General features: G+C 61.2%; 11 protein-coding genes. 8 read left to right on the forward strand and 3 right to left on the reverse strand.

What is annotated here, in order from left to right; genetic code table 11:
• Positions 1-390 precede the first annotated feature (390 nt).
• From serC to VSR82_RS38725, 4 genes are all read left to right on the forward strand, one after another.
• Positions 391-1,476, forward strand: a complete 1,086-nt coding sequence (gene serC, locus VSR82_RS38710) for a 3-phosphoserine/phosphohydroxythreonine transaminase (protein ID WP_498858789.1) — start codon at positions 391-393, stop codon at positions 1,474-1,476.
• Between the two features lie 239 nt (positions 1,477-1,715).
• On the forward strand, positions 1,716-3,101 hold the full coding sequence (locus VSR82_RS38715) for a cytochrome ubiquinol oxidase subunit I (protein WP_498858790.1): 1,386 nt from the start codon (positions 1,716-1,718) through the stop codon (positions 3,099-3,101).
• 36 nt (positions 3,102-3,137) lie between these two features.
• A complete protein-coding gene (gene cydB / locus VSR82_RS38720; protein ID WP_498858791.1) occupies positions 3,138-4,136 on the forward strand; it encodes a cytochrome d ubiquinol oxidase subunit II in 999 nt (332 codons plus the stop codon).
• Positions 4,120-4,254 (forward strand): hypothetical protein, encoded by a 135-nt coding sequence (locus VSR82_RS38725; RefSeq protein WP_498858792.1) that lies wholly within the window; start codon positions 4,120-4,122, stop codon positions 4,252-4,254. The genes cydB and VSR82_RS38725 overlap by 17 nt, the downstream gene beginning before the upstream one ends.
• Positions 4,255-4,288: 34 nt before the next feature.
• Here VSR82_RS38725 and VSR82_RS38730 read toward each other — a convergent pair whose 3' ends face one another.
• The 3 genes from VSR82_RS38730 to VSR82_RS38740 form a co-directional block, all read right to left on the reverse strand.
• Complete coding sequence (locus VSR82_RS38730) at positions 4,289-4,729, reverse strand: DUF934 domain-containing protein (RefSeq protein ID WP_498858793.1); 441 nt, start codon at positions 4,727-4,729, stop codon at positions 4,289-4,291.
• Entirely contained in the window at positions 4,726-6,516 is a 1,791-nt protein-coding gene (locus VSR82_RS38735) for a nitrite/sulfite reductase (RefSeq protein ID WP_498858794.1), read from the reverse strand. Before VSR82_RS38735 ends, VSR82_RS38730 begins: the two co-directional genes overlap by 4 nt.
• Positions 6,517-6,634: 118 nt before the next feature.
• Entirely contained in the window at positions 6,635-7,885 is a 1,251-nt protein-coding gene (locus VSR82_RS38740) for an aminotransferase-like domain-containing protein (protein WP_498858795.1), read from the reverse strand.
• A 187-nt stretch (positions 7,886-8,072) separates the two neighbouring features.
• On the opposite strand from VSR82_RS38740, the gene VSR82_RS38745 reads away from it, so the two are divergent.
• The 4 genes from VSR82_RS38745 to VSR82_RS38760 form a co-directional block, all read left to right on the forward strand.
• A complete protein-coding gene (locus VSR82_RS38745) occupies positions 8,073-9,254 on the forward strand; it encodes an aspartate aminotransferase family protein (RefSeq protein WP_498858796.1) in 1,182 nt (393 codons plus the stop codon).
• A 6-nt stretch (positions 9,255-9,260) separates the two neighbouring features.
• Entirely contained in the window at positions 9,261-9,449 is a 189-nt protein-coding gene (locus VSR82_RS38750) for a hypothetical protein (RefSeq protein WP_498858797.1), read from the forward strand.
• Positions 9,446-10,666 (forward strand): MFS transporter, encoded by a 1,221-nt coding sequence (locus VSR82_RS38755; RefSeq protein WP_498858798.1) that lies wholly within the window; start codon positions 9,446-9,448, stop codon positions 10,664-10,666. The genes VSR82_RS38750 and VSR82_RS38755 overlap by 4 nt, the downstream gene beginning before the upstream one ends.
• 339 nt (positions 10,667-11,005) lie before the next feature.
• Positions 11,006-11,666: GntR family transcriptional regulator (locus VSR82_RS38760; RefSeq protein WP_498858799.1), on the forward strand; the 661-nt coding region annotated here is incomplete at its 3' end.

An 11,666-nucleotide genomic window follows, 5' to 3' on the forward strand; every position in this document is an offset into this window, starting at 1 on the left:
CGCTCGGCTCCCGACCTTGACAGGAACGCCTCTTCTTTCAAGGCGTCGCTCCAGGACAAAGAGCTTGAAAGGCCCAAATTCAATGTCGTCTTGCGAACCACTGACTTTCCAATCCATTGAATTCTTCACCCTCCCAGCATGCCAAGTTTCCTTGCCAAATTTCGGCAAGATTAGAGATCGTACCTTACATCACTATGTGGGAAAGCTATGTAGGGGTTAGGTATATGCGGACGACACGCAGTCCGGGCCGTGGACTGCATTCACGTTTTCGATCGCAACTGTGTCTGCCCGAATACGAACAGGCGTCTTAACATCGGCAGCAGAAAAGAACGATCTTCCTCCCTCGTGCATACGCCGTTGCGATGAACGCTGCACTACTGAGTTGACCATATGCGCCGCCCATTCAATTTTTCTGCTGGCCCTTCAACCCTTCCCGAAGAAGTCCTCGATCAAATCGCGGACGAAATACCCGATTGGCACGGAAGCGGAATGAGCGTAATGGAAATGAGCCACCGCAGCCGTCAGTTCGAGTCGATCCTGGCCGATGCGCTCTCCGACCTGACCGAACTGCTGGAGGTGCCTGACAGCCATCAGATTCTCTTCATGCAGGGCGGCGGCCTCGGCGCAAATGCGATCGTTCCGCTGAACCTCCTTCGCGGTCGCCGCAGTGCCGATTACGTCGTGACGGGTTACTGGTCGAGCCGATCTCTCGATGAGGCGCAGCGGTATTGCGAAGCCCGCCTGGTAGCGATTGCCGCAGAGAGAAACGGGCGTATCCATGTGCCGCCTGCCTGCGAATGGCCTGTTTCACCTGACGCCGCGTACTTGCATCTGTGCACCAATGAAACGATTGACGGCATCGAACTGTTCGATCTGCCGGACTCGCAAGGCGTTCCGATCGTGGCTGACGTCTCTTCACATATTCTTTCCCGGTCCGTATCCGTGTCCGCTTACGACGTGCTCTATGCCGGCGCACAGAAGAATGTCGGCATAGCCGGGGTAACGGTTTACATCGTACGGAAAGAACTGCTCGATCGGGCGCTTCCCATCTGCCCTTCCGTGTTCGAGTGGAGTACGCTAGCCAAGCACAATTCCATGTACAACACCCCTCCCACCTGGGCCATCTACGTTGCGGGTCTCGTCTTCAAATGGATCAAGCGTCACGGCGGAATTCCGGCCATCGAAAAGCGCAACATTGAAAAGTCCGCCCTTCTCTACGAGACGATCGACGGAAGTTCGCTGTACCAGAACCGGGTATCGCCCGCGGTCCGATCGAGAATGAACGTGCCGTTTCATCTCACCGATCCTTCACTGAACGACGCGTTCCTGAACGGCGCGGCGGCGCAGGGACTGCTGAATCTGAAAGGGCACCGGATATTTGGCGGCATGCGCGCTTCGCTATACAACGCGCTTCCTGTCGAAGCCGTTCATTCCCTTGTCGACTATATGCGCAATTTCGAGCGGCAATTCGCGTGAACGCTTCACACCGCTGCCGTCATCCTGCGACGATGCGCAGTTACGACGCACGATTCAAACCGATGACATAGAATCGCCGCAAGCAGATTGGTGCGGGGCCAGAAGGACCGTGATCACGGCTCGAATTGCTTTCTTTTTACGCGATTCGGACGACGCCATTTTGCGTTAGCGACTCCTTTGGACTTCGGCTTTGTGTCGCGCGCTTCCTGTGCGCGCAGCAGGAGAGAACGATCGTGATTATGAGCGCCGCCGACCTGTCGAGAATCCAGTTCGCCTTCACGATATCTTTTCATATCATCTTCCCCGCGACGAGTATAGGTCTCGCGTGCTTTATCGCTGTACTCGAAGGATGCTGGCTCAAGACCGGAAAGCCGCATTACAAGGAACTGTGCCTATACTGGTCGAAGATATTTGCGATGGCGTTCGGAATGGGGGTTGTTTCCGGCGTGGTGATGGCCTACGAGTTCGGCACGAACTGGTCGGGCTTTTCTCGATTCGCCGGTTCCGTCACGGGTCCATTGCTGACCTATGAGGTGATGACAGCCTTCTTTCTGGAGGCGGGGTTTCTCGGCATCATGCTGTTTGGCTGGAACAAGGTCGGACGCCGGTCGCACTTCGCCGCGACCATGCTCGTCGCGACCGGAACCGTCATCTCGACGTTCTGGATTCTTGCCTCCAACAGTTGGATGCAGACGCCACAAGGCTTTATCGTCGAAGAGGGGCGCGTCGTTCCCGTCGATTGGCTCGCCATCGTCTTCAATCCGTCGTTTCCGTACCGTCTCGCCCACATGACGATCGCGGCGTTTCTGGTAGTCGCCCTCGTCGTCGCGGCCACGGGTGCCTGGCATCTGCAGAAGGGAAGGCGCGACCCTGCCGTCAAGACCATGTTCTCGATGGCGCTATGGATGCTGCTCGTACTCGCCCCTCTCCAGATCATCGTCGGCGACCTGCACGGCTTGAACACACGCGAGTACCAGCCGGCCAAACTCGCGGCGATCGAAGGACTGTGGGAGACCGAACACGGCGGGTCCGCGCTGAATCTCGTTGGCTTTCCGGACATGGACGCAGAGGTGACGAAATATGCGATCCAGGTTCCGCACTTGGGGAGCCTTATCCTCACCCATAGCTGGGATGGAGAAATTCGCGGCCTGAAGTCATTCCCGAAACAGGACCGCCCTAACTCGACCATCGTCTTCTGGAGCTTCCGCATCATGGTTGCGCTCGGACTGCTGATGTTACTGCTCGCGGTTGTTGCGCTGGCCCTGAGACGAAAAGGCCGCCTGTTCGAGAGTCGCACGCTCCAGTATCTGGCCGTTGCGATGAGCCCGACCGGCTATATCGCGCTGTTGATGGGCTGGGTCACGACCGAAGTCGGCCGGCAGCCGTGGGTTGTCTACGGCATACAGCGCACGGTCGACGCAGCCTCTCCGCTGCCGGCCGAGGACGTTGGACTTACCCTGATGATCCTCGTCATCGCCTACTGCATGGTCTTCGGCACGGGCGTCTATTACATCCTGAAGTACTTGCGTCAGGGCCCCGACATCGATCAGGTATTTGCGCTTCCAGATGCCACGGCAGAGTACTCCGTCACAAGAGCTCGCTCACCACTCGCCGCAACCAAATAACGATGCGATAACTGATAGCAATCCCGGAGGCGAAACATGGATCTCACTGTCGTGTGGGCCGCAATCATCGGAATCGGTTTATTTGCTTATGTTGCGCTCGACGGTTTCGATCTGGGCGTCGGAATCGTTTTCCCGTTCTTTCCCAACGACCGCGAACGTGACCGGATGATGCACACACTCGCGCCAGTATGGGATGGCAACGAAACCTGGCTCGTATTCGGCGGAGCCGCACTTTTGGCAGTCTTTCCGGTTGCGTACTCGGTGACGCTGCAAGCACTTTACCTGCCCATCATTCTGATGGTCGTCTGTCTGATTGTTCGGGGCGTGTCATTCGAAATACGCCACACGGCAAACCGAACGAAAAATGTCTGGAGTCTCGCTTTCACGCTAGGTTCGGCAGGCGCGGCCCTTTTTCAGGGAATCATACTGGGCGCATACCTGCAAGGCATCCCGGTTGAAAATGGGCATTTTTCGGGCGAGACCTATTTCTGGATCTCACCGTTCAGTCTGCTGTCGGGACTCGGCTTGATGTCGACCTACGCATTGCTCGGTACATGCTGGCTTGCGATGAAGACGGACGGCGATTTGCAACAGCGACTGCATCAGTTCATCACTCCGCTCGCGATCGTACTGCTGATGTTCATGATCGCGGTGTCGATATGGACCCCGATATCAGACGCCCGAATTGCAGCGCGATGGTTCTCGTTCCCGAACTTTTACCGGTTGGCTCCCGTGCCGATTGCGGTCATCGTCGTGGCGGCACTGCTGTTCCGTGCGGCCCGTCGCCGTTATGACGCTGTGCCGTTCGTCCTCGCACTATTGCTCGTCTTGCTAGGCTATATCGGTATTCTGGTCTCCGTATGGCCCTATGCGATTCCGAGCTCGATCACGCTGTGGAATGCAGCCGCACCACGCTCATCACAGGTATTCACGTTGATTGGAGCTGTGATTGTCGTACCCGTCATCCTTGCCTACACCGCAGCGGGATACTGGGTCTTTCGCCACAAGGTGCCCGATCATGCTCAATATCATTGAACGCGGCGCACTGATGAAGCACGCCCTTTGGTTCGTCGGGCTCTGGTTCGCCGGCGTCGCTGCGGCGTTCCTTCTGGCGCTGCCGTTCCGTGTGCTGGTTGGACTGGCAATGCGATGAGCGCATCGCGGCGATATGGGCCGCTGCGCCGCGCTCAGGCTCCGTCGGGCGGCACGGACGCAGGCGACGCGACACCTATACCAGTCGCGCCATACGGCGCCTCGCGCACAACATCGCCCTGATAAAACCCGTTGAAGCGTTCGAGTTGACGCTGCGCGTCTTGCACGGCGACGGTTTCGTCCAGTACCGCGCTTGAAAAGCCCATGCGCTCCATCTGCATCAGTTGATCGACCAGTACCTCGCCTGTCGCCCGCAAGTCGCCCTGGAAGCCGAGCCGGCGACGCATGAGGTACGCCTGCGAGTACGCGCGTCCATCGGTGAAGGTGGGGAAATGCAACTCGACGCGCGCGGCGGCTGAAATATCGGCCGCATACGCGAGCGGATCGGCATCGTTAGGCAAAGCGAGTACGGGCGCCGCTGCATCGGCGGCATGGTCGTGCGCGGCGAGCAGGCGAATGCGTGCCGGGGTCTTCATACGCGCTCCTGCGCCGTGGCGCGAACCGCGTCCGCGGCAGCCTTGAATGGGTCGAGTCCGACCCGGCGCACGGTTTCGATGAAAGTCTCGCGACGTTCGCCGCGCCGCTCGCGCAACGCCACATAGCGGCCGAGCACCGCGTCGACGACATCGGTCACTTCATGTGACGCGAACGACGGGCCGATGACCTTGCCGGAGCGGGCGTCGCCGCTGCGCGCGGAGCCATCCGCGCCGCCGAGCGTGACCTGATACCACTCCGCGCCATCCTTGTCGACGCCAAGAATGCCGATATGTCCGCTGTGATGATGGCCGCACGAATTGATACAGCCGCTGATATGCAGATCGACCTCGCCAATGTCGTTCAATTCGTCGATGTCCTGATAGCGCTCCATGATGCTCTGTGCGATCGGCAACGAGCGGGCGTTGGCGAGCGCGCAGAAGTCGCCGCCAGGGCAGGAAATCATATCGGTGAGCAGATGCACATTGGCGCTTGCGAGCTGCACCGCGACCGCCGCGTGCCAGAGCGCGAGCAGGTCGTCGACGTGGACCCACGGCAGCACGATGTTCTGCGTGTGCGTGACGCGCGCTTCTCCCGACGAAAAGCGGTCCACGAGATCCGCCACGCGTTCGAGCTGCTCGGCCGATGCATCGCCGGGCGCCTGCAATGGCCGCTTGAACGACAGCGTGACGATGCGCATGGACGGGTCCTTGTGCGGCGCGACGTTGCGCTCCAGCCAGCGCTGCAATTGCGGCGTCTGCCGCGCAGCGGTTTGCAGCGCGGCAGCAGCGGCCGGGTCGGCCACTCGGCGCTCGGCCGCTGCCGGCGGCACGACGAAATACGTGCTGATGCGGTCGAACTCGGCTTGCGGAATCGTGTGCGGACCGCCGTCGTGATCCACGATCTGCCGGAACTCTTCCTCTACTTCGTCGATGAAGCGCTGGCCTTCGGCCTTCACGAGGATCTTGATACGCGCCTTGTATTTGTTGTCGCGTCGTCCGAACTGGTTGTACACGCGGACCACGGCCTCGATGTAATTCATGATGTGCCGCCACGGCAGAAACTCGCGCAACACGGTGCCGATGACCGGCGTGCGGCCCATGCCCCCGCCCACCGATACGCGAAAGCCCAGCTCGCCATTTTGGTCGCGCACGAGGCGCAGTCCCACGTCGTGCCATCCGGTCGCCGCGCGGTCCTCCTTAGCGCCGGTGATCGCGATCTTGAACTTGCGCGGCAGAAACGCGAACTCGGGGTGCAGCGTGGTCCACTGGCGCATGATTTCGGCGAAGGGTCGCGGGTCGGCGATCTCGTCCGGTGCCACACCTGCCCGCTCATCGCATGAAATGTTGCGGATGCAGTTGCCGCTGGTCTGAATGCCGTGCATGTTGACCGTGGCGAGGAGGTCCATCACGTCGGCGGCTTTCGACAGCGGTATCCAGTTGAATTGAACATTGGTGCGTGTCGTGAAGTGCGCTTGATTGGTAGGCAAGCGCACGGTGCCGAGCTTGCGCTGAGCCTCCATTGCCTGCCGGTACACGTCTGCTTCGGGCTCGTCGTATTCGCGTGCAACTCGCGCGAGCACGCGAAGCTGCGCGCTGGAGAGCTCGCCATACGGAACCGCGACACGCAGCATCGGCGCGTGCCGCTGGACGTACCAGCCGTTTTGCAGGCGCAGCGGGCGAAACGCATCCTCGCCCAGCCTGCCGTCTTGCCAACGTTCGATCTGGTCCCGAAACTGGGCCGCGCGGCTTTGCACGAAGGCTTTGTCGAATTCGTTGTAGCGGTACATAGTGCGGAAATGGCGGACGTGTGGTTCACACGGAACAAGGAAAATATCGCGCCGCAGTAGCCGCCTCAAGCAGCAGATGGCGCTTAATGGAGCGCAGCAGCGCTCGCCCCGCACTGATTCAGCGAGGGGTCGGCTGGAGGGCGCTTGCGGGTCGATCGTGCGTCCCGATGGCCTGGGCGAGACGTCGCATTCCTTCTCCGATCTGATCGGCCGTCGCACTCGCGAACGATAAGCGAAGATAGTTCGAGCCTGTGCCATCCGCAAAGAATGGCGCTCCCGGCACGAAAGCGACGCCCGCCTGCACCGCTTGTTGCAGCAGAGCGTTCGTATCGGTTTCCGGCAGTTCGAGCCAATGGAACATGCCGCCCCTGATCGGCGCGGCACGCAGCGCGATATCGCCGAGTTCCGCACCGATCGACCGTTGCATGACCATCGCCTGCTTCGCGTAGTAGCCGCGTGCCCGTGATAGTGCCGGCTCCAATGACCCTGCATTCAGAAAATGGAACGCGACGAGTTGCGCAGTGGCAGACGCATGCGTGTCGCTGATCTGCTTGGCCAGCAACAGATGCGGCATCAGTGCCAGGGGTGCAGCGATCCAGGCGAGGCGCAGTCCCGGCGCCAAAATTTTGGAGAAGCTCGATAGATGAACGACCCATTCGCGTTCGTCGTCGGTGGCCAGCGAAAGCAGCGACGGCGGCGGCGGATCGCGGAAGTACAACTCGCCGTAGGCATCGTCTTCGACGAGCAGCACGCCGTAGCGCTGCGCCAGATCGAGCAGCGGCTTGCGACGCCGCAACGCCAGCACGGCGCCCGTCGGATTCGCAAAGTTCGGTATCAGGTAAAGCAATTTCGGACGATGCTGTTCGATGATCCGTTCCAGCGCGACGACGTCCAGCCCGTCGGCATCCGTCGGTACGGAGACGAGCTTTGCCCCTTGCGCCTGGAATGCCTGCAATGCGCCCAGATAGGTCGGCGCTTCTACCGCGACGGTATCGCCGGGATCGATCATCGTCCGGGCGACGAGGTCGATGCCCTGCTGCGACCCCGAGGTGATCAGCAGGTCCGGTGCTTGCAGCCGCGTTCCATATCCACGGCAACGTTCAGCGATCAGTTCGCGCAATGGTTCATGACCTTGGACGCTGCCATATAGCAGCGCCTGCGCGGCCGACTTGCGCATCGCGCGCGCGGCCGCATCCCTGAGTCCGTCGACGTCGATCGCGTCGACGCACGGAAAGCCGCCGGCCAATGAAATGACCTCCGGGTGTGACAGCAATCCGAACAGGTCGCGGATCGCGGACGACTGGACACGGGTCGTCGCAGCGGACAGTCGCAGGAGATTCGGGGAAGGTCGGGCTTTGGCTGTATTCACGATGATCCGCGGGATGTGAGAACAAGCACCGAGGATAGATTCGCCGTCGAACGCGAAACAGCAGCAGATGGCGATTGATTTACCCCAGCACGCGGTTGCTGCGCAATATTTTCCCGCACCTGCTGCTGTGCGCAGTCCGCTGCTGCTCGGACAATGCCTGCATTTTCGCACCTATCGGGGGTCCCTCATGCACGACAAAGTCCGTTCGTTTCTGATGCCGGTCTACAACCGAGCGCCGATCTCCTTCGAGCGCGGAGCCGGTAGTACGCTGTTCACGGCCGATGGAACGGGCTACCTGGACTTCGGCAGTGGCGTCGCCGTGAATGCGCTCGGCCACGGTCATCCACGCCTCGTCGATGCGCTGGTCAAGCAGGCGCGCAAGCTCTGGCACACGTCGAATCTGTATGCATCGCCGCAGCAGGAACGTCTCGCGCAGCGGCTCTGCGAGCTGTCGTTTGCCGACCGGGTCTTCTTCTGCAACTCCGGAACGGAAGCGGTCGAACTCGCGATCAAAGCGGCGCGTCGCTTCCACTATGTCAACGGCGCCCCCGAGCGCAACGGCATCATCACGATCGAAGGGGCATTCCACGGCCGCACCCTGGCCGCGCTGACGGCCACCGGCCAGCAGAAGTACCTCGAGGGTTTCGCTCCGCTGCCCGGCGGATTCGATCAGGTTCCGTTCGGCAATCTCGCCGCGCTCGAGCGGGCCATCACCGCGCGCACGGCAGCCGTGCTCGTCGAGCCCGTGCAAGGCGAAAGCGGCGTGCGACCGATGCCGCCCGGCTATCTGCGCAGCCTGCGCGCTATCTGCGACCAGCACGGCATCCTGCTGCTGATCGATGAAGTGCAGACGGGAATGGGACGAACCGGGACGTTGTTCGCCTATGAGCAGGATGCGATCCCCGATGTGCTCGCGACCGCGAAAGGCCTGGGCGGTGGATTTCCGATTGGAGCCTGCCTCGCGACCGAAGCAGTCGGCGCCGCGATGGAGCGCGGCACGCATGGCTCGACTTTCGGCGGCAATCCGCTGGCGATGGCTGTCGCCTCCGAGGTGGTCGACATTATCAGCGCGCCGGCATTCCTGCATCGTGTCACGCGGGCATCCGAGCGGTTTTTTGCGTGGGCGCGCGAGCTGGCCCTGCACTATCCGCAGGTGTTCAGCGAGGTACGCGGCAGCGGTCTCCTGATGGGCTTGAAATGCCTTCCGCCGGTATCGGACCTGATCGCGCTCGCGCACGAGGAGAAGCTGCTGTGTCTTTCCGCAGGCGAGAACGTGCTCAGGATCGCCCCACCGCTAACTATCACGAACGAGGAGATCGATGACGGCTTCAGCCGGCTCGCACGCGCGGTTGCGCGACTGGCAGGCTGATCGGGCATGCCGACTTCTCTCACTTCCGACCAGAAGGCAGATCTGATGCACGTTATCCGTGACGCCGTCGGTGCAAATGCGGACTTCGCCGTATTCAGCGCCCATCTGCTGGGTCTATGCGAAGATATTCCGGGTTTTGAAACCATCGCTCCATGCGATGCACTGATTCACGAGATATGGCGCCTCTATCGATGAAAACTGAAAAGCTCTCCCCATCGTCGAATGAGCAATCACGCGAACGTCTGCTGCGTATGCTCGCAGCCGTCGCGTTCCTCGTTTTCTTTCAGGCCTACATGGTCGCACCGATCATTCCGACGCTTGCCAGTGCATTTCATGCACCCGTGAATCGCGTTGCGTGGGTTGTGCCCGCCTACCTGATTCCGTATGGCATCGGGACGCTGTGTTACGGCGTGCTGGGTGACCGGCTCGGCATCCACCGCGTCATCTTCTGCTCGCTGGTGGCCTTCACAGTACTTGCGTTCGCCACCGCCACCTCCACCTCGATTGGCCAGATGACCGCATGGCGGGTCATCACGGGTCTTGGAGCAAGTGGCACCGTTCCGCTGTCAATTGCCCTCGTCGGTCGCCTGTACCCGATGCAACAGCGTGGACGGGCGCTCGGCTGGCTGTTTGGCGCGATGGCGGGTGGCATGGCGCTGGGCTCTCCTCTCGGGGCCATGCTGGTCCCGCTGGTCGGCTGGCGAGGCCTGTTCATCATCATCGGTGCGCTCGGGTTGTTCGCGCTGTTCGTGCTGGGACGCTTCCGTCAGTATCTTGCCGCTACCGTTCAGCCGATGGGCATGCCCGTGCGTGGCGTGCTGCAGGGCTACCGGGACCTCCTGAGTGACGCGCGCTCACGACGGACGTACGGATTCGTGTTTCTGAACTCGATGTTTCACTCAGGCGTGTTCGCATGGCTTGGCGTGTTTATCGGACAGGCATACCACGTCGGCCCTGCGCTCATTGGGGCTGCGCTGCTCGGTTATGGCATCCCTGGAACGGTACTGGGGCCGGTGATAGGGCGCATGGCCGATCGTTACGGGCGCGCGACCATCATCCCGTTCGGGCTCGCACTCGGCTCGGTGGCGGTCATTGCGTTGCTGGTGAGCATGCCGCTCGCCGTGTTGCCGCTGGTGGCGATGATCCTGTCGCTTGGCTATGACATGACACAGCCGATGTTCGCCGGGATCGTCACGACATTCGGCAGCAAGCGGCCCGGGCAGGCCATGGGGCTGAATGTATTTGCACTGTTTGTCGGCGCGGGTTTCGGCAGTTTCGCGTTCGGCGCGCTCGAACAAAGCAGCTTCGAGCTGGCCTTTGCGTCGTTCGCGGCGCTCGAGCTGCTGCTGGCATTCGTTGCGCTCTACCTGTTCCGACAAGAACGCGCGAGCGCGGCGTTGCAGCGCACCTGAGGCGATCATCCCGCGCATTTGCGGCGACTGCAGCACACACGGATGCGCTGCCCGTCTGTCGTCGCCGTTGTCACCATCTGGACTCTCTCCCTCACCCATGTTCGGGTCGCGCGGGCTGGCCGCCCCGAGGCTCACATGGGTGATTCCCGCCCGCGGTATTGCACCTTGTTGAGCTTCCAGCTTGCATGCGATTGTGCCAGGCATCAGCATCCGGCAGGCGGCCGCGCCGCTTTCGAGCCATACTGTGCGCCGACAAGCTCGCCGAACGTTCACATCTCCCAGCATCACATGACGTCCGACGCTTAGTAACATGCGACAAACATTCCAACAAAGTCCTACATGACCCGCTACGAGGCACTCGCCACCACGCTCGCTGAAGAGATCCGGGCCGGCCATATTCCGATCGGCTCTCGCCTGCCTTCCCTGCGCTATATCATCGCGCAGCATGGCGTCAGTCAGTCGACCGTTCTGCGTGCGTACTATCTGCTCGAGGAGTGGGGGCTCATTCGTGCCGAGGAGCGTTCCGGTTTTTATGTCACACCGGGTGCGGGAGTCCAGCAAGCGGTTTCCACGCAGGCGGCAACACTCGCGGAGTCCGCGAAGGTAGACATTTCGGATCTCGTCTTTTCAGTGCTCGATGCGGCAAAGCATCCTGGCATCGTGCCGCTTGGCTCCGCTTTTCCTTCTCCTCTGCTCTTTCCGTCCGCCAGGCTCCTCAAGTCGCTGGCACAGGGCACGCGCTCGCTGAGCCCGTGGAGTACCGTCGCGGACCTGCCACCGGGCAATGACCACCTGCGTCGCCAGATCGTCCTGCGCTACGTCGGCACGGGCCTCTCCGTGGCAACCGAGGAAATCGTCGTGACAAACGGCGCACTGGAAGCGCTCAATCTCTGTCTGATGGCGGTGACGCGCCCGGGCGACGTCATCGCGGTCGAGTCGCCTGGCTTTTACGCCGCATTGCAGGCCATCGAGCGGCTCGACCTGCGCGCGGTCGAGATTC

This window comes from Burkholderia sp. JPY481 (assembly GCF_038900515.1).
In the GTDB taxonomy this organism is placed as follows: domain Bacteria; phylum Pseudomonadota; class Gammaproteobacteria; order Burkholderiales; family Burkholderiaceae; genus Paraburkholderia; species Paraburkholderia youngii.